This is a genomic window from Pseudomonas sp. PS01297, from assembly GCF_029959305.1.
Lineage (GTDB): Bacteria > Pseudomonadota > Gammaproteobacteria > Pseudomonadales > Pseudomonadaceae > Aquipseudomonas > Aquipseudomonas helleri.
The window spans coordinates 1-18,408 of sequence record NZ_JASCPQ010000026.1 but is presented as its reverse complement, the minus strand read 5'-3'; the positions used below and the strand labels follow the sequence as shown (position 1 = coordinate 18,408).

General features: G+C 60.0%; 12 protein-coding genes and 2 tRNA genes. 5 read left to right on the top strand and 9 right to left on the bottom strand.

Annotated elements, in window-relative coordinates:
• Positions 1–213: 213 nt before the first annotated feature.
• The 3 genes from QMX84_RS10300 to QMX84_RS10290 all read left to right on the top strand — a co-directional run bounded on the left by QMX84_RS10300 (position 214) and on the right by QMX84_RS10290 (position 5,098).
• A complete protein-coding gene (locus tag QMX84_RS10300; protein WP_153333288.1) occupies positions 214–1,401 on the top strand; it encodes an ATP phosphoribosyltransferase regulatory subunit in 1,188 nt (395 codons plus the stop codon).
• 54 nt (positions 1,402–1,455) lie between these two features.
• Positions 1,456–2,745 (top strand): adenylosuccinate synthase, encoded by a 1,290-nt coding sequence (locus tag QMX84_RS10295; protein ID WP_048366595.1) that lies wholly within the window; start codon positions 1,456–1,458, stop codon positions 2,743–2,745.
• 418 nt (positions 2,746–3,163) lie between these two features.
• On the top strand, positions 3,164–5,098 hold the full coding sequence (locus tag QMX84_RS10290) for a methyl-accepting chemotaxis protein (protein ID WP_262124794.1): 1,935 nt from the start codon (positions 3,164–3,166) through the stop codon (positions 5,096–5,098).
• Positions 5,099–5,286: 188 nt separating this feature from the next.
• On the opposite strand, the gene QMX84_RS10285 is transcribed toward QMX84_RS10290, so the two are convergent.
• From QMX84_RS10285 to QMX84_RS10245, 9 genes are all read right to left on the bottom strand, one after another.
• Positions 5,287–5,544, bottom strand: coding sequence for a DUF3077 domain-containing protein (locus QMX84_RS10285; RefSeq protein ID WP_282363767.1), 258 nt, complete (start codon positions 5,542–5,544; stop codon positions 5,287–5,289).
• A gap of 467 nt (positions 5,545–6,011) precedes the next feature.
• Entirely contained in the window at positions 6,012–7,565 is a 1,554-nt protein-coding gene (locus tag QMX84_RS10280) for an iron ABC transporter permease (protein WP_048366592.1), read from the bottom strand.
• Entirely contained in the window at positions 7,565–8,587 is a 1,023-nt protein-coding gene (locus QMX84_RS10275) for an iron ABC transporter substrate-binding protein (RefSeq protein WP_282363766.1), read from the bottom strand. The genes QMX84_RS10280 and QMX84_RS10275 overlap by 1 nt, the downstream gene beginning before the upstream one ends.
• A gap of 121 nt (positions 8,588–8,708) precedes the next feature.
• On the bottom strand, positions 8,709–9,815 hold the full coding sequence (locus QMX84_RS10270; RefSeq protein WP_282363765.1) for a cytochrome c peroxidase: 1,107 nt from the start codon (positions 9,813–9,815) through the stop codon (positions 8,709–8,711).
• Complete coding sequence (locus QMX84_RS10265; protein ID WP_282363764.1) at positions 9,812–12,553, bottom strand: TonB-dependent receptor; 2,742 nt, start codon at positions 12,551–12,553, stop codon at positions 9,812–9,814. Before QMX84_RS10265 ends, QMX84_RS10270 begins: the two co-directional genes overlap by 4 nt.
• Positions 12,554–12,666: 113 nt before the next feature.
• Positions 12,667–13,641: a FecR domain-containing protein gene (locus QMX84_RS10260; RefSeq protein ID WP_282363763.1), complete on the bottom strand. Its 975-nt coding sequence runs from the start codon at positions 13,639–13,641 to the stop codon at positions 12,667–12,669.
• Positions 13,634–14,140: a sigma-70 family RNA polymerase sigma factor gene (locus QMX84_RS10255; protein WP_282363762.1), complete on the bottom strand. Its 507-nt coding sequence runs from the start codon at positions 14,138–14,140 to the stop codon at positions 13,634–13,636. The genes QMX84_RS10260 and QMX84_RS10255 overlap by 8 nt, the downstream gene beginning before the upstream one ends.
• 193 nt (positions 14,141–14,333) lie before the next feature.
• A tRNA-Leu gene (locus QMX84_RS10250) sits at positions 14,334–14,420 on the bottom strand.
• Positions 14,421–14,595: 175 nt separating this feature from the next.
• A tRNA-Leu gene (locus tag QMX84_RS10245) sits at positions 14,596–14,682 on the bottom strand.
• 223 nt (positions 14,683–14,905) lie between these two features.
• On the opposite strand from QMX84_RS10245, the gene rnr reads away from it, so the two are divergent.
• Complete coding sequence (gene rnr, locus QMX84_RS10240; protein WP_282363761.1) at positions 14,906–17,569, top strand: ribonuclease R; 2,664 nt, start codon at positions 14,906–14,908, stop codon at positions 17,567–17,569.
• The gene (gene rlmB, locus QMX84_RS10235) at positions 17,566–18,333 is read left to right on the top strand and encodes a 23S rRNA (guanosine(2251)-2'-O)-methyltransferase RlmB (RefSeq protein WP_048366586.1); all 768 of its coding nucleotides are present in this window, start codon (positions 17,566–17,568) and stop codon (positions 18,331–18,333) included. The genes rnr and rlmB overlap by 4 nt, the downstream gene beginning before the upstream one ends.
• Positions 18,334–18,408 lie beyond the last annotated feature (75 nt).

Genomic DNA, 18,408 nt, shown 5'->3' with positions numbered 1-18,408 from the left:
GTGTATGATGCGGCAGCCGGGAAATTCCCGGCTTTTTTGCGTCTGCATGTTTGATTGACCGAATGGCTGTGACAGCATCGGTAGATTTTTCGAGGAATGTGCTGAGCCTGTCATTCAGGCTTTTTTGCTGTGCGCGCTAAAGACGCAGCCACGTTCTGCTTTACTCAAGGCTTGCCTGCTGGCTGGCCACCCGGATCATAGGGGAATGGCGTAATGGCAACGGTAGACCGCTGGCTTCTGCCAGATGGCATCGAAGAAGTACTTCCACCAGAAGCTGCGCGCATTGAAGTCGCGCGGCGTCAGGTGTTGGATCTGTTCCAGAGCTGGGGCTATGAGTTCGTCGTCACCCCGCATATCGAATACCTGGAGTCTCTGCTGACAGGGGCTGGCCAGGATCTCGACCTGCGGACCTTTAAGGTTATTGACCCCAAGACGGGTCGCCAGATGGGTTTTCGTGCCGACATCACGCCGCAAGTGGCGCGCATTGATGCGCATACCTTGCGTCATGAAGGCCCGAGCCGTCTGTGCTACGCCGGTAGCGTTCTGCATGCTCAACCGCGTGCATTGTCGTCCTCGCGCAGCCCGATCCAGTTGGGCGCCGAGTTGTATGGCGATGCCAGCCCGAGCAGCGATGTAGAAGTCATCAGCTTGATGCTGGCCATGCTGCAACTGGCCGATGTGCCGGATGTGCACATGGACCTGGGGCATGTCGGCATTTACCGTGGGCTGGCCCGTGCGGCCAACCTGTCGGTTGAAGTGGAACAACAATTGTTCGACGCCCTGCAACGCAAGGCGATCGACGAAGTAACAGCCTTGACCGAAGGTTTGCCGGCCGATCTGGCTGACATGCTTCAGGCATTGGTGGGTTTGTGTGGCGGCCGTGATGTGCTGGTTGCTGCGCGTGAGCGTCTGGCCAAGGCTCCGGCCGAGGTGATGGCAGCTCTGGACGACTTGCAGGCCATTGCCGAGCGGTTGTCGGTGCGTTTCCCGCAGTTGCCGCTGTATTTTGACCTGGGTGAGTTGCGTGGGTATCACTACCACACAGGTGTGGTGTTTGCGGTGTTTGTTCCGGGCGTTGGGGATTCCATCGCCCAGGGCGGTCGTTATGACGATATCGGTGCTGTGTTTGGGCGTGCCCGTCCGGCGACCGGTTTTTCGACCGATTTGAAAACCCTGGTAACCCTGGGGCGTGCTGAGGTTCAGCTACCGTCTGGCGGTATCTGGATGCCTGACAGCACAGATGCGGCACTCTGGCAGCAGGTTTGCCAGCTTCGCAGTGAAGGTCAGCGTGTGGTTCAGGCATTGCCTGGCCAGCCACAGACCGCCGCCCGTGATGCGGACTGCGACCGCCAATTGATTCAGCAGAACGGCTTGTGGCACGTCGTGCCGCTGGCTTCTTGAGTTTTCCTGCCGGCGGTTGCCGGCACCAAGTTTGCGCGAATGAGGACAAGTGTTATGGGTAAGAATGTCGTAGTCCTGGGCACCCAGTGGGGTGATGAGGGCAAAGGCAAGATCGTTGATCTGCTGACCGAACATGCTGCCGCTGTAGTGCGCTACCAAGGTGGCCACAACGCTGGCCACACCTTGGTGATCGACGGCGAAAAAACCGTTCTGCACCTGATTCCGTCGGGCGTATTGCGCGAAGGCGTGCAGTGCCTGATCGGCAACGGTGTGGTGGTTGCTCCAGACGCTCTGTTGCGTGAAATCATCAAGCTGGAAGAGAAAGGCGTACCGGTGCGTGAGCGCCTGCGTATTAGCCCGTCCTGCCCGCTGATCCTGTCGTTCCACGTTGCACTGGACCAGGCCCGTGAAAAAGCCCGTGGCGAGCTGAAGATCGGTACCACCGGTCGCGGCATTGGCCCGGCATACGAAGACAAGGTTGCTCGCCGCGGTCTGCGCGTTGGCGATCTGCTGAACATGCCGCGTTTCGAAGCCAAACTGCGTGAGCTGGTGGATTACCACAACTTCATGCTGGTGGGTTACTACAAAGACACCGCCATCGACTTCGACAAGACGCTGGCCGAGTGCAAAGAATACGCTGAGCTGCTCAAGCCGCTGATGCTGGACGTGACCGCTGAGCTGCACGACCTGCGTCGCGCTGGCAAAGACATCATGTTTGAAGGCGCTCAAGGTTCGCTGCTGGACATCGACCACGGTACCTACCCGTACGTGACCAGCTCCAACACCACCGCCGGTGGCGTTGCGACCGGTTCGGGCGTTGGCCCGATGTTCCTGGACTACATCCTGGGCATCACCAAGGCTTACACCACTCGCGTAGGTTCGGGCCCGTTCCCGACTGAGCTGTTCGACGACGTCGGCGCTCACTTGGCCAAGCAAGGTCACGAGTTCGGTGCAACCACTGGCCGTGCCCGTCGTTGCGGCTGGTTCGACGCCGTTATCCTGCGTCGCGCTATCGATGTGAACAGCATCTCGGGCATCTGCCTGACCAAGCTGGACGTGCTCGACGGTCTGGAAACCATCAACATCTGCGTTGGTTACAAAGATGCAGACGGCAACGAAGTGGCGCCAACCGACGCTGACAGCTACGTAGGCCTGCAGCCTGTGTACGAAGAAGTACCGGGCTGGACTGAATCGACCGTGGGTGCCAAAACCCTGGAAGAGCTGCCAGAAAACGCCCGTGCTTACATCAAGCGCGTAGAAGCACTGATCGGCGCGCCGATCGACATCGTCTCGACAGGTCCGGACCGCAACGAAACCATCGTTCTGCGTCACCCGTTCGCGTAACACGTCGCGATGCAAAACAAAGGGCCCTTCGGGGCCCTTTGTTGTTTTAGCCCTCTGTAGGAGCGAGCTTGCCTCGCGATCTGTTGATCTTGATCTGGTTTTTGATCTTGATCTAAGAGGCCCCGTTAAACCACGCTGGCCGAACGCGGCGGGCCCACGGCGTAAGGCCGGAACCCTAAGTGGCCGTTGCCGCAGCAACGGATATGTACTCAAATCAAGAGCAACCCTCACCCTAGCCCTCTCCCGAAGGAGAGGGAACCGATTGGGGGATGCTGTCGATTATCGATGGCCTGTTTGCTGCGCGACAGCGCGGCGTCCAAGACTGTAAGTCCCGCAAGAGATCCACGGCATGACCCTTGCTTCAAAAACGCCATAAGCGTGCCATCAAAATAATGGCACCGTTGTGGAGGGGTTTTCTGTGTCTGCCGTACTCTCATTGTTACAAAGCCGTTTGTTGCGGCCGGTATTCGTTACCCTCGGTATCGCTCTTTTGGTGCAAGTGCTGGTGGCTGTCGCACTGACGCGGAGCACGGTCACGGCTCTGGAGTCTGATCTGGATGCGGGTCTGAGTGCAGACAGCAAGCAGTTGGCGGCCGAACTCGAGTTGGCCGGGCGTGAGGTCAAGAGCAACCTGGACGGGTTGTCGGTCAGCACTCGCCAGCGCCTGACCGCAGGCCTGGAACCGCGCCTTAAAGACGAACAGATGCAGCTCTGGGAAATGCTCGAGCAGAGCCTCAAAGACTCCGCGAACGACATGGCGCAGTTGCTGGCGGCCGTTTCGTCCCGGGCCATTTGGGATAACGATGTGCCAACCCTGTCGGACTTCGCCCGGCGTGCCCAGCGCAATCCCAATGTGCTGTTCGTGGTGTATGACGATGCCTCGGGGCAGCATCTGACGCGCTACCTCAACCGTGATAACCCGATCAACAAAGCCCTGCTGGAAAAGGGCAAGGGCGAGCGCGCGCTGGATAAAGTCCTCGATGCTGCGCGCAACGATCCGGCGGTGTATTACCTCGAAGCGCCCATCAGCCCCAACGGCGTGGTGATCGGCAAAGTCTTGATGGGTGTTTCTACCGCGTCGATCGAACAGTCGCTGGCGGCGCTGGACCAGCGTTTTGCGTCGTTGATTGTGAGCAGTGATCAGTTGGTCGACGACAGCCTGCAAGGCGCGGCCAGCGAAAGCTCCAAGGCCCTGGGCGCGCGTTTGCAGTCGGCGCAGGCAGCGGCCGCACAAATGCAGGTCAATACCGCGCACACCGTCCGCGAGGCAGCAGAAGCGCTGCGCTGGCGCATCGGCTTGAGCCTGGCGCTGGTGGGGCTTGGGGTGTTGCTGGTACTGGCGGTGGTGTTGGGGCGGCGCGTGGTGAGCAAATTACTGCTGCTTAACGCCGCCTTGAATGACCTGGCGGCGGGCGAGGGTGACCTGACCAAGCGCGTAGGCCTGAACAGCAAAGACGAGATTGGCGACATGGCGGCAGCGGTTGACCGTTTTGTCGACAAGTTGCAGCCCATCGTGCGTGAAGCGGGGGATGTGGCCCAGCGCACCGGGGTCGAGATTGGCGTGATGACGATGCGCAATGCCGGGGCGGATGCGGCGGCGCAGTTGCAGCGCGATGAAGTGGCGCAAAGCCTTGAGGCGCTGTCGACCATGGCTGATGCGGCGCAGTCTGAAAGCCAGGCGATGCAGGCGGCGCTGCGCCAAGTGGTGGACATTCGTCAGGCGACTGACGAAAACACCCGCACCTCGGCGCAAGTGGGCGGCTTGATTGAAGCGCTGGCCGGGCAAGTGGGCGAGGGCGCCAAAGTGATTGAGCGGCTGGCGCAGCAAAGCGAGCAGATCGAAGTGGTGCTGACGGTGATCCATGGCATCGCTGAGCAGACCAACCTGCTGGCGTTGAACGCCGCCATTGAAGCGGCGCGGGCAGGCGAGACGGGGCGCGGCTTTGCGGTGGTGGCCGATGAAGTCCGCGCCTTGGCGAGCAAAACGCAAAGCTCTACCGGCGATATTCAGGCGCACATCGTGGCCTTGCAGCAGGGCGCGAAAGAAGCGGTCGCGGCGATTGCACAGGCCGGGCGTCAGGCGGACGAAGGCTTGGCGGTGCTACGCGGCAGCGTGAAATTGCAGAAGACCGTGCAGGCCTCGGTTGAGCAGGTGCACACGGCCATAGACGATGCGACCAAAGCTGCAGCGCATCAGGCCCAGGGCGCCCATGCAGTGCGTGGGCGGGTCGAAGTGATCCATGCTCAGGCCGAACGCGCCGCCGAGGCCGTCACGCAGACCACGGCCAGCGGCAAAGTGCTGGACAGCCTGGCAGAGCAGTTGAAGGCCAGTTTGGGGCAGTTCAGGGCTTAAAATCAAAAGCCCCTCACCCTAGCCCACTCCCGGAGGGAGAGGGGACTGATTGGGGGATCTTGGAGATGATTTGCGGTCTGCAAGCAATGGCGTTGAATCCGAAACCACCTCGGTAAAGCTCCCTCTCCCTCGGGAGAGGGTTGGGGTGAGGGCTGGCGGGTTACGCACAAGCGCATTCATGGCGAGCATTAATCAGTCAGTAGCGAGTCCACCAGCGCACGGGCCATCTCCATGCTGTGGATAACATTCCACAGCTGTTCGGCTTCAAGGCCTGATAGGTGGGCGCTGACGTCGTCGGCGTTTAACTCTGCGCCTTTAAGCAGCAGCGAAACGTGTTCAAGCGCGTCTCGTGCGGGAATACCAGGGTGGGTGGCGAACAGCAGCGTGCCGCGATGGGCGCTGGTGTGGAAGGCATCGAGGGGTGGGTCTGGGACGATTTTATTCATAGCGGTAATTTCCAATTGAGTCTGGATGACCGCCACTGCCCGCTGTCAGACGGAGGGTGGCAGCTGCGTGCGGGCTGACAGATCGAGGGAAATACCAAAGCTCGATGCACCCGAAGGTGCTCCCGCACACAGCCGCCATGACACATGAACTGTGTACGCGCTGATTTTGGTTATTCCATTCGGTCTGTCAAAACCGGTCACTGAAATCAGTGACCCGTCGAGACTATCCGCGCAGTTCCAGCGCCACAAGGCGGTGAGGATTCTCTAGGAAAGGTCCTGCGAATGAAAGAGACGAAGCCGGTGCAGGCGTTGCGAATTGTGTGGGAAAAAGCCCCTCTCCCGGCGGGAGAGGGAGCTTTACCGAGGTGTTCTCAGGTTCAGTGCATGGCTTGCAGGCCGCAGAACATCTACAACATCCCCCAATCGGTTTCTTCTCCCTCCGGGAGAGGGCTAGGGTGAGGGCGGCTTCAGCGGCTCAAATACATCCGCGTGGTCAGCAAATACACCGGCAAGCCCGACACCACGATCAACAGCGCGGCATAAGGCGCCGCGGCCGCAAACTCGACATTCGAGGTGTGCGCCCACACTTGGGTGGCCAAAGTGTTAAGCCCGGTCGGGCTCAGCAGCAAGGTGGCGGTCAGTTCTTTCATGGCGTCGAGAAACACCAGTGCAAACGCTGCGCCCAGCGCCGGGAAGATGATCGGCAAGGTCACCCGGCAAAACGCCGAGAACGATGAGGCGCCCAAGGTGCGGGCGGCTTCTTCCAGTTGCGGGGCGGCCTTGTTTAGCGCGGTGCGGATCGGTGCTTGCGCCAAGGGTAAAAACAGCAGCGCATACGCCACCAGCAGCAACGCCGAGGTCTGATACAGCACCGGCACGTAATGCAGCGAGAAGTACACCAGCGCCAGGGCAATGACCAGGCCCGGCAGGGCGTGCAGCAGGTACGGCAGGCGTTCGGCCCAGATCGCCAGTTGGCCTTTGTAACGCACCACCAGCAACCCCACCGGCACCGCCAGCACCAGGCACAAGGCAGCGCCGCCCAACGACAAGGCCAGCGACGAGAACAGCGCCTCGCCAATCGCCGCCATCGGGAAGGCCGCCGAGCTGCCCTTGATCAGCCAGTACGCCAGCATGCCCAGCGGGATGCCGCTGCCAATCACCGCCAGCAGCAGGCAATACACTTGCCCCACCAGCGACCACTTGCCCAACCGTACCTGCTCGGCGCGCCGTGCAGCGCCTTGGCCGATGCGAATGTGGCGGCCTTTGCCGCGCACTTTCAGCTCCAGCCACAACAGGCTCAGGCACATCACCAGCAGCACCGCCGACAGCATCGCTGCATTGGCGTTGCTGAATTCCAGTTCAAATTGCTGGTAGATCGCGGTGGTGAAGGTTTGCAGGCCGATGATCGACAGCGCGCCAAATTCCACCAGCATGTGCAAGGCAATCAGCAGCGAGCCAGCCAGGAGCGAAGGCCACAGCAACGGCAGGGTGATCTTGAAAAACACGCCCCAACGGTTCTGCCCCAGGGTACGCGCTGATTCTTCCAGGGCCGGGTCAAGGTTGCGCAGGGTCGCGGCGACTGGCAGAAAGATCAGCGGGTATTTGGACAGGCTCATCACCAGAATGGCCCCGCCCAGGCCTTCAAAGCTGGCGCTGAGGGATACCCAGGTGAAGCTGCTGACGAACGCCGGGACGGCAAACGGCAAGCACAGGATCACGCCCCACAGGCGCCGCCCCGGCAAGTTGCTGCGTTCCAGCAGCCAGGCCAGCGACAGGCCGACCACGGCGCAGGTCACGGTGACGCCCACCATCAGCAGCAGCGTGTTGCGCATCAGGCCGAACACATACGGCCGCCACAGCAGGCTCAATGCCTGCGTCCAGCCGGCTTGCCAGGCTTTGGTGGCGACATACAGCAGCGGCAGCAGGCTGAGCCCGACCAGCAGCAGGACGGGCAGCAGCAGCCAGATCGACGGCCTTTTGCGCTTCAGGGTGTGGCGCACAGGGTGGGCAGTGGCGAGCATCAGAGCAGGCCGGTGTCGCGTTCGAGGTCCAGCGCTTCTTCAGCGTTGCCCAGGTCAGCCGGGGTGATTTTCGGCGCTTGCAGTTCTTCGAATGGCTTAAGACCACGGTCCGACACCATGCCTTTGCGCATCGGGTATTCGGCGGTGGTGTTGGTGATCACTCGCTGGCCTTCTTCGCTGGCCATGTAGGCGAGCAATTGCTGGGCTTCTTTGGGGTGCTTGCTGGCTTTGATCACGCCTGCGCTGGACACAGTGATCAAGCCGCCCGCATCACCGTCGGTGAAGTAGTGCAGTTTGGAGTCCAGTTTGCCTTTCTCTTTTTCCAGGGCGAACCAGTAGTAGTTGTTCACCAGCACGGTGGCGACTTCGCCGTTTTCCACCGCTTTGAGCGCTACCATGTTGTTGGTGTAGGTTTTGCCGAAGGCGCGCAGGCCGGTCAGCCATTCTTCTGCGGCGTCGCGGCCGTGCAGTTTAATGATGGCCACAGCCTGTTCCTGGAAGGCGCCGCTGGTGGGGACGAAGCCGACTTTGCCTTGCCACTCGGGGTCGGCGAAATCGAGTACCGATTTGGGCAAGTCTTCTTCCTTGATCAGCTTGGGGTTGAACGCCACGACGCGGGTGCGGGCGGTCACGCCGATCCAGGTGCCATTGGCGGCCACGTATTCTTTGGGCAGTGCTTGCAGGGTGCTGTCGTCGGCCTTGGCCAGAAAGCCTTGCTCGCCCAGGTTGTTCAGGGGCGGCGATTCTTCGGCGTAAAACACGTCAGCCGGGGAGCGGTCGCCTTCTTCCATGATTTGGCTGGCCAGTTGGTTGCTGCTGCCCTTGCGCACGTTGACGTGAATGCCGGTTTTGGCTTCAAAGGCGGCGGCCAGGTTGTCGCCCACTTCTTTGTGTTGGCCGTTGTACAGCGTCAGGGTGACGGGGTCGGCTGCGTAGGCGGGGGAGGTCAGTGCAAGACCGAGGATGGAGAGCGTCAGGCCGCGCAGTAGAGATGTCGCAAGCCGGGTATTTCGGAGCATCATTCGCTGGGTTCCTCACTTTGGTACTACAAAACTTGTAACAATAATAAACGATATCGTTTCTCAAGTGCGCTTGACCCAGCGTCCAATTGCGCTTGTGCGACGAGTTGTGATGTTGCTGGCGTTAAAGCGTGTCGAGAAAACTGCGCAAGGCTCGCAATTCGTCCTTGTCCAGGTTCAGTGCTTTCAGGCGTTCGCTGGTGCTCGGAAACAACGGGTCATTGGCCTGTTGCGCGGTGGGTCGGGGGCGTGGCATGCCCATGTTGTAGAAGGCCAGCGTGCCTTCCATGTTGACGAACAGGCCGTTGTGCATCCACGGGGCGGTCTTCATCACCAGCCGCAAGGACGGGGTGCGGAAGGCGCCCACATCCTGTGGCTGGTGTGTCACTTCATAGCGCCCCAAGTCTTCGTATTTACGCCCGTAATAACTCAGCCCCACGTTATGGAACTGTTCGTCGCTGAGGGCCGAGCCAAAGTGGCAGTTCATGCAGCGCGCTTTGGTGCGAAACAGGTGCAGACCGTAGAGCTGCTCATCGCTCATGCGTTGTGGGCGCCCGCGCAATAGTTGCTCGAAGGCGGTGTTGCGCGTGGCTTTGACCAATGTGCGCTGGAAAGTAGCGAGGGCTTGCCCGGTGAGTTCGGGGGTGATCGGGCCGGGGCCGAAGACCTGGGCAAATTGTTGCCGATAAGCCGCGTCGGCATTGAGCCGTTCGAGCAACGACGGGATATCAAAGGCCATTTCCACGGGGTCGACGATGGGGTGCAGGGCTTGTTGCTCGAGGCTGCCGCCCCGGCCATCCCAAAACAGGTGGGTGCTGTAACCGCTCATCACCAGGCTGGGGGCATTGCGGCGACCGCTCTGGCGATCATGCCCAAACGACACCCGACGACCATCGGCAAAAGCCATGTCGGCTTCATGGCAGGACGCGCAGGCAATTTGCCCGGAGCGCGACAGTTTGGGGTCGTTAAACAGCTTTTTACCCAGTTCGGCTTTGGCCTCGCTGAAGGGGTTTTCGGGCGGTGCCGGGGCGTGGTCGGGCAGGGCGGCCATCTCTTGCCAGTGCACATCGGCGTCTACCTGCGGGGCAGGCCATTGGGCGACGGGCTGGCGATACAGTTGGGCGACGCAGGCCGTGTATTGGGCGGTCTTCTCATCGCAAGCGTTTGCTGCGTAAGCGTCGAGGCAGCTTAACGCCAGTGCAGCGCTGAAGCAGGCGGTCAGGCGGTTCAAAAGGTGTACCCCACTTCCAGCATGAATTGGCGCCCGACTTCAAAGGTGGGCAGGCCGCTGGTTTCGGTGGCGCCGACGATTTTTTTGTCCAGCAGGTTGGTGACGTCTAGGTTGACGAACACGGCCTGGTCTTTGGCGGTGGGCATTTTCCAGGCCAGCCGGGTGTCCCAGGTCAGTGCGCCGGAATACGGTGTTTCGGCCCACACGTAAGCTTCGGAGCCTTCATGCACGACTTTTTTGCCCGTGGCAGCAATGCGACGATAGCCATCGCGATAACGCAGGAAGTTGCTCCAGGTGAGGTTCAAGGGGTCGATTTCGGTGATGGTCGTCAGGCGTGCTGTCCATGGCCGGTTGTAATTGGTCGCAGGCATGTCGGAATACTTCATGAACTTGCCGTCGTACTGGATCGTCGGGTCTTCAACGTAAATGGCGCCGATGCTGGCGTTGTAGTTCGATAGGCCGGTGTTGTTGATCTTGCTCCAGTCCATGGCGAACTGGCCCGAAGTGCGGGTGCTGCCCAGGGTAAAGGCTTGCAGCGGGGTGATGGTGAGGGTGTAGATGTCGGCGTCACTTTTGCCGCCGTTGTAGTAGGTGTAGTAGTTGGCCGCTAGGGCGCCGGTGTCTTCGGAGGGCTGGCCGATTTGCGCGCCCCAGGCGCGGCTGACTTGCTCGCGGCCCATGCGCTTGACGTATTTGACGGCGAACTCGGTGTCCCACTGCACGTGGCTCAGGCCCAGTGTCAGTTCATCGTCATAGGGCACTTTCAACTGGTTGAACTTGCTGTCGTTGGCGTTTTGCTTGCCCATCACCCAGTCAGAGGTCTGGCTGGCCCGGCTGTATTCAGTGCCCATGGCGGCGATGCCGTCGCGCAGACGGTAGGCGTACAGGTTGCGCCCGTAGTATCGGTTGGCGCCGCCGGTGATGCGGGTTTTGTTGTCGCCGAACACGTCCAGTTCAATGGCCAGGCGTGGGGCTACCGTTGTCTGGTTCATGTAGTTGTCGCCGTCGATGCGCACCCCGGGCCGCACGGTGAGGCGTTTGTAGCGCATTTCATCTTGCAGGTATAACGCCCATGAGCGGGTGTCGAAGGCGACTTTGCCCTGGGTCAGGGTCATCTTGTTGGCGTATTGCCCGGCCCAGCCATTGGCGGTCTGGCCGATGGAGCAATACGGGTCGTTGCCCATGCAGGTGTCGGTGCTGGCGACGCTGTAGCTGCTGTAAGGTTTATTGCGTTCATAGCTGGCCGAGCTTTGCGACAGTTCCAGGCCGGTTTGCAGCGCGTGGTCGATGCCCAGCCACTGGACGCTGTTCCAGTCGGCCTTGAGTTTGTAGGCCAGGGTCTTTTGGGTTTCTTCGATGTCGCCAAAGCCGCCCTCGGTGGCGAAAGCCGAAGTGCTCCAGTCTTTGCTCGTGGAGGTGCGCCATAGCACCATGTAGTCGCTGTCGGAATAGCGCGAGGTGTTCAGTTCACTCCAACTGAGGTTTTGTTCGACCCGGGCCAGTGGCGCATTCCACACCAGCCGTGCGCTGAGGCTGTCGCCGCCGGCCTCCATCTCGCGGGCAGAGAGCACTGAGTTGGGGCCAAAGGTTTTCGCGGTTTCCGGGGCGTGGGTCAGGCTGACGTCGAGCTTCCAGTCGTCGTTGACCTGCCAGGCGGCCTTGAGGAAGTAGTTGTCGATGCGTCGGGTTTGGGTCTCGGCGGCGTTGGCGGTTTCGGTCTGGTTGGAAATGGCAAAGACCCGGGTCGGAATGGTCGAGTCTTTACGCGAGAAACTGCCCAGCAAGCCGAAGTTGTCCGTCAGGTGCCCTTCGAGGGTGGCGCGTGTAATGACTTTTTTAAACTCGGGCTGGCTGCTGTTACCAAAGCCCGCTTTGAAGCTTTCAAGGTCGGGGTCGTCTTCATTGAGGTGGTAGCGGGTCCACTCGGAGCGCGACATCTGCACCGACAGTTTGCCGTGAAAGTCTTTCTTGGGATCGCGGGTATTGGCCTCGACCACGCCGCCGTTAAAGCCGCCAAATTCCACCGGCACGTTGCTGTCATAGACCTTGATGTTTTCCAGCAGGTCGGTGTCCAGGGCCATGCCCTGGCTGCGCCCTGGCAACTCGTCGAAGTCGTCGTTGCTGTTACCGGGATCGAGGTCGTTGTTCATGTTCATGCCGTCGACCACAAACAGGTTTTGCCATGGACGCGCGCCGTTGATGCTGATATCGGCCGGGGCAATTTCGCCGGGCGTCTTGCTGCTGAGCTGATTGTTGTCGAACTGTACGTTGGGGTTGGTGCGTAGCAGGCTGGTTATGTCGCCATTGCCTGAAGGCAAGTTCTCGATCATTTGCCGATCTATCACTTGTTCACCCTGGAAAACGGCGTCCATGGCGGTAATCGGTGTGCTTTTGATCAGCAAGACGTCGTTGTCGGTGGGCGGCAGGATCGATGCGCTGTCTGGCGAGGTGACTTCCCATTGCAGGCCGCTTGAGCGCAACAGGCTAGCCAGGGCGTGTTCCGGGTCCAGGTTGCCGTCTACCGGCGAGCTGCTTAAACCTGTGAGCAGGGCGCTTTCTGCGCTGACCTGCCAGCCCGACTGCTGCGAAAACGCAATCAGCGCGGTAGCCAACGGCTGGGCGGCTATCTGGTAATGCTGACGGTCGGGTTCAGCCTGAGCGGCGAGGGGCAGCGCCGGTAAACCCAGAAGCAGGCCCAAAGACAGTGAGCGCACGTAACGCAAACGCAGAGAAAGCATGAGAGGACCTACGAAATGAAACGCCTTGGTCACTAATGCGAATCTTTATCAGTGACGTTCGTAGGTAAAGACTCTCGGCTGCAGGAGATTTCCAGAAATAGTTGAAAAAAGATTTACGGCGCGTCGGTGACGATCAAGGTATACGGCAGGCCGTCTTGCACGGCGCCGCCCAGCGGGGCGATGGCAGCCTGCAAGGCGCGTTTTGGATCGCGCAAGTTCAGGGCGGCAGTGATGCGCCGTTGGCCCAGTGCTTTGTCTGTCAGCAGGATCAGGCCGGGCTGATAGCGCCGCAGTTGTTTGATGACGTCTTCTACCGATTGATCGACGGCAACCAGTTGCCAGCGGCGCCAAGGCGCGATGGACTCATTGGGCCATTGTGCCCGCCGGGTCTGGTTGTCTATCGCGCTGTAGCTCAGGTGCTCGCCGTGATGAAGGCTGGCGGGCTCAGGCGCGGTCGGGGTTTTTACCGCGACGGTGCCGCTTTCAACGCTGACCTGTACCTCGCCGTTTTCCACGCTGACGGCAAAGGCGGTGCCGGTGACACGAACGCGCACCTGCCCGGCATTTACGTAAAACGCGCGATCTGGCTCGGACTTGACCGAGAAAAATGCCTGGCCCCGCAACAGCGTGACCTGTCGCTGCTCGGGGTCGAAGTGCACATCGGCCACGCTGTTGCTGTCGAGCAGCATGTGGCTGCCGTCGCTCAGGGTGATGTCACGATGCTCGGCAGTAGGGCTGCGGTAATCGGCCTGCAGGGCTTGCCAGTCGGGCAGCAGCATAAACACTGCGCAGGCCGCAGCGGCTGCGCCGATCCATGAGTACTGGCGGCGGCTAAAGCGGCGCGGCGCAGGCGTGGCCACTGCAACTTGTGGCGCAGCGGCGGCGGGCGGATTTGGCAAGCTCAGGGCTGCGCCGCTCAGTTGCCAGACTTTCTGCGCCTTGCGCCACGCAGCGTCGTGTTCGGGGGCGCTGGCTCGCCAGTCATTCAGGCGGCGGTTGAGTTCGGGGTCGTCGGGGTTTTGCTGGATCAGCAGCAGCCAGTCCAGCGCTGTTTCCCAGACCAGATTCGGAGGGGGCGTATCAGTCATCGCTCAGTTGTTCCGCGCAGTAGGTCAGGGCATCGCGGACCAATTGATGGGCCAGGCTCACAGAGATACCCAGCTGGGTACCAATTTGTTGGAACGTCAGGCCTTGCAGTCGATGCAGGACAAAGGCCTGTCGAGTACGTTCAGGCAGGCGGGACAGAGCATGTTGCAATTTACGCAGCTCGTCCAGATGCAGGGCTTCTTGTTCAGGGGAGGGCGCGTTGGAAACGTGCTCGTCGAGCTGTTCGTCGCGCAAGGTGTGGCGGTTCTCCAGGGTGACCCGGCGGTTCAGGTCAAAGGCCAGGTTGCGCACGATCCGGTACAGGTAGCCGACCGGCTGAGTGAGCGGGACCAAGTTGTCGGCCCCTTGGCTAAAGCGTAACCACGCATCCTGAACCACATCTTCGGCCTTGGCGCGGCAACCCACGATGGGGGCGGCATAGTCCACAAGCGCATGTCGATGCGTGAGGTAGAGCTGAAGTCTTTCGTTGTTGTCGGACACTCGAATCCAGGAAGTCGCACAGGCGATCTGAAGGTGGCCGGATATTAGTGCGAGTGAGATGGATTATCAAATACAACGTTGGTGGACTGGATAGAAGGTGTCAGACCAAGGGAGGGGGGAATGCCGGAAACTAAAAAGCCCGCTTTCGCGGGCTTTTTGGGTGGTTTCACAACCGTAGGCTGTAAACCTGAATTGGTGCCCAGAAGAAGACTCGAACTTCCACGGCCTTGCGGCCACCAGCACCTGAAGCTGGCGTGTCTACCAATTTCACCATCTGGGCAGTATCAGCAACGTTGCCGCTGTTGATGTGGCGCACTATACGGAGAGCTATTTGATCTGTAAACCCCTGTTTTGGTTTATAAATCAAAATTCTTTATGAAACCCCCAAATGCAAAAAACCCGCTTTCGCGGGTTTTGTGTGAGATGCAAGATTGTACTAATCTCACTCTCTAAATTGGTGCCCAGAAGAAGACTCGAACTTCCACGGCCTTGCGGCCACCAGCACCTGAAGCTGGCGTGTCTACCAATTTCACCATCTGGGCAGTATCTGCAACGTCGCCGTTGTCGATGGCGCGCACTATACGGATGCCCCTTTGACCTGTAAAGCGTTGTGATTAAAAATATTGAAAATATTTCGCGGGCGGTGTGTTTGAGCCCGCCAGGCGCGTCAGAACCGGCTAATACGGCACTGCTAGAGTCCGAAATTTCCCGTTTCAATACGCGTATGCCAAACTAACCGCATATAGACAAGGTGAAAACTATCTAATGGCCGATTGGCAGACCCTCGATCCCGAGGCCGCACGTGAAGCGGAAAAATACGAAAACCCTATCCCAAGTCGCGAACTGATCCTTCAGCATCTGGCTGAACGCGGTTCGCCTGCTGCTCGTGAGCAGTTGGTCGCAGAGTTTGGACTCACGACCGAAGACCAAATTGAAGCCCTGCGTCGTCGCCTGCGTGCGATGGAGCGCGATGCTCAACTGATTTACACCCGCCGTGGCACGTACGCGCCGGTAGACAAGCTCGACCTGATCCTGGGCCGCATCAGCGGTCACCGTGATGGCTTCGGCTTTTTGGTGCCGGACGATGGCAGCGATGACCTGTTCCTGAGCCCGGCGCAAATGCGTCTGGTGTTCGATGGCGACCGTGCGCTGGCCCGTGTTTCGGGTCTGGACCGCCGTGGCCGTCGTGAAGGCGTGATCGTTGAAGTGGTGTCGCGTGCTCACGAAACCATCGTGGGTCGTTACTTCGAAGAAGGCGGCATCGGCTTTGTAGTGGCCGATAACCCGAAAATCCAGCAGGAAGTGCTGGTGACTCCGGGCCGCAATGCGGGCGCGAAGATCGGGCAGTTCGTTGAAGTGAAGATCACTCACTGGCCGACCCCGCGCTTCCAGCCGCAGGGTGATGTGCTTGAAGTGGTGGGCAACTACATGGCGCCCGGCATGGAAATCGACATCGCGCTGCGCACCTACGACATTCCTCACGTCTGGCCGGAGGCTGTGCTTAAAGAAGCCGCCAAGCTCAAGCCAGAAGTTGAAGAGAAAGACAAAGAGAAACGCATTGACCTGCGCCATCTCCCGTTCGTCACCATTGACGGCGAAGATGCCCGCGACTTCGACGACGCTGTGTACTGCGAAGCCAAGTCCGGCAAGCTGCGCTTGTTTGGCGGCGGCTGGAAGCTCTACGTGGCCATTGCCGACGTATCCAGCTACGTGAAAATTGGTTCGGCACTGGACGCTGAAGCCCAAGTGCGTGGCAACTCGGTGTACTTCCCGGAGCGCGTGATTCCCATGCTGCCCGAGGAGTTGTCCAACGGCCTGTGCTCCCTGAACCCGAAGGTCGACCGTTTGGCCATGGTGTGCGAGATGACCATCTCCAAAACCGGCGAAATGACCGACTATCAGTTCTATGAAGCGGTGATCCACTCGCAGGCGCGTCTGACCTACAACAAGGTCAGCACCATCCTTGAGCACCCGAAAACCAACGACGCCAAGCAACTGCGCAGCGAATACGCTGATGTGGTGCCGCACCTCAAGCAACTGTACGCACTGTACAAAGTGCTGTTGGGCGCTCGTCACACCCGTGGCGCGATTGACTTTGAAACGCAGGAAACCCGGATCATCTTCGGTTCCGAGCGCAAAATCGCTGAAATTCGCCCAACCACGCGTAACGACGCGCACAAGCTGATCGAAGAGTGCATGCTGGCGGCCAACGTGGCCACCGCTGAGTTCCTCAAGAAGCACGAAATCCCGGCCCTGTACCGTGTGCACGACGGCCCGCCGCCTGAGCGTCTGGAAAAACTCCGCGCGTTTCTCGGTGAGTTGGGTCTGAGCCTGCACAAAGGTAAGGATGGCCCTTCGCCGAAGGACTATCAGGCCTTGCTTGAGCACATCAAGGATCGCCCCGATTACCACCTGATCCAGACCGTGATGCTGCGCTCGTTGAGCCAGGCGGTGTACAGCGCTGATAACCAGGGCCACTTCGGCCTGAACTACGAAGCCTATACCCACTTCACTTCGCCGATCCGTCGTTACCCGGACTTGCTCACGCATCGGGCGATTCGCAGCGTTATCCACTCCAAGCAGGATACCCCGCACGTTCTGCGTGCCGGCGCGATGACCATCCCGAAAGCGCGCATTTACCCGTACGACGAAGCGATCCTGGAACAGCTCGGCGAGCAATGCTCGATGAGCGAGCGCCGTGCCGATGAAGCCACGCGTGACGTGACCAACTGGCTCAAGTGCGAGTTCATGAAGGACCGCGTAGGCGAGACGTTCCCGGGTGTGGTGACAGCGGTTACCGGCTTTGGCCTGTTCGTTGAACTGACCGACATTTATGTTGAAGGTCTGGTCCACGTGACCGCCTTGCCGGGCGACTACTACCACTTTGACCCTGTGCATCACCGCCTGGCGGGCGAGCGCACCGGTCGCAGCTTCCGCTTGGGTGACACGGTTGAAGTGCGCGTCATGCGGGTTGATCTGGACGAGCGCAAAATCGACTTCGAAATGGCTGAGAAAACCCTCAGCGCGCCGATTGGTCGTAAAAACCGCACCGACGAAAAGCCGGTGCGTAAAAACGCGGGCAAATCCGGGACCAAGCCGACTGAGCCGCCACCGGTTGAAGCGGCTAAACCCGCTCGCCGCAGCGCGCCAGCCAAAACCGTGAAAGCGTCTGATGGCGCTTATCGCTCCAGCGACGCGGCGGCCAATAACGCCGAAGTGCGCAAAAGCCGTGAAGTGAAAAAGGCGCTGTTGGCCGATGCGAAAAGCGGCGGTCGAGCATCGGAGTCGGGAAAGTCGGGGAGGGCAGCACCCGCTAAAGACGCGGGCAAGCCTTCCAAACCCAGCAAACATCGTAAAGGCCCGCCAAAATCGGGCATCGCGCCTGCCAGCAAAAGCGGTGGGTCGCGCAAACCTAAGGCCAAGTCATGAGTCAGTTGGAAAAAATCTACGGCATTCACGCCGTAGAAGCGTTGCTTCGTCACCACCCAAAACGCGTCAAGCACATCTGGTTGGCTGAAAGCCGCAACGATCCTCGCGTCCAGACCCTGGTCGCGCTGGCTGCTGAAAACCGCATCGACGTCGGTCAGGCCGAGCGCCGTGAAATGGACGCCTGGGTTGAAGGCGTGCACCAAGGCGTTGTGGCGGATGTGAGCCCGAGCCAGGTGTGGGGCGAGGCCATGCTCAACGAATTGCTGGATCGCACCGAAGGTGCTCCGCTGATTCTGGTGCTGGATGGCGTGACAGACCCGCATAACCTCGGTGCTTGCCTGCGTACCGCCGATGCGGCCGGTGCACTGGCGGTTATCGTGCCTAAAGACAAGTCGGCAACGCTGACCCCGACGGTGCGAAAAGTAGCCTGCGGCGCGGCGGAAGTGATTCCGTTGGTGGCTGTGACTAACTTGGCCGCGACGCTGAAAAAGCTGCAACAACGTGGTTTGTGGATCGTCGGTACGGCGGGCGAAGCCGAACAGGAGCTGTACGAGCAAGACCTGACCGGCCCGACCATCATGATCATGGGGGCAGAAGGCAAAGGCATGCGCCGCCTGACCCGCGAGCATTGCGACTACCTGGTGCGCCTGCCGATGGCGGGCAGCGTCAGCAGCCTGAACGTCTCGGTAGCGACCGGTGTTTGCCTGTTCGAAGCCCTGCGTCAGCGCAGCGTCAAAGCCAAGGCCCCTGCCAAAAAGAAATAACCCACACCCGGCCTCAACTGTAGGAGCGAGCTTGCCTCGCGATCTTGTAACGATCAAAAGATCGCGAGGCAAGCT

What these genes read in the sequence shown, in the direction of transcription:
- QMX84_RS10275 (WP_282363766.1), bottom strand. Translation starts at nt 8,587, where the DNA reads ATGATGCTCCGAAATACCCGGCTTGCGACATCTCTACTGCGCGGCCTG.
- QMX84_RS10265 (WP_282363764.1), bottom strand. Translation starts at nt 12,553, where the DNA reads ATGCTTTCTCTGCGTTTGCGTTACGTGCGCTCACTGTCTTTGGGCCTG.
- QMX84_RS10280 (WP_048366592.1), bottom strand. Translation starts at nt 7,565, where the DNA reads ATGCTCGCCACTGCCCACCCTGTGCGCCACACCCTGAAGCGCAAAAGG.
- rnr (WP_282363761.1), top strand. Translation starts at nt 14,906, where the DNA reads ATGGCCGATTGGCAGACCCTCGATCCCGAGGCCGCACGTGAAGCGGAA.
- QMX84_RS10285 (WP_282363767.1), bottom strand. Translation starts at nt 5,544, where the DNA reads ATGAATAAAATCGTCCCAGACCCACCCCTCGATGCCTTCCACACCAGC.
- QMX84_RS10295 (WP_048366595.1), top strand. Translation starts at nt 1,456, where the DNA reads ATGGGTAAGAATGTCGTAGTCCTGGGCACCCAGTGGGGTGATGAGGGC.
- rlmB (WP_048366586.1), top strand. Translation starts at nt 17,566, where the DNA reads ATGAGTCAGTTGGAAAAAATCTACGGCATTCACGCCGTAGAAGCGTTG.
- QMX84_RS10300 (WP_153333288.1), top strand. Translation starts at nt 214, where the DNA reads ATGGCAACGGTAGACCGCTGGCTTCTGCCAGATGGCATCGAAGAAGTA.
- QMX84_RS10260 (WP_282363763.1), bottom strand. Translation starts at nt 13,641, where the DNA reads ATGACTGATACGCCCCCTCCGAATCTGGTCTGGGAAACAGCGCTGGAC.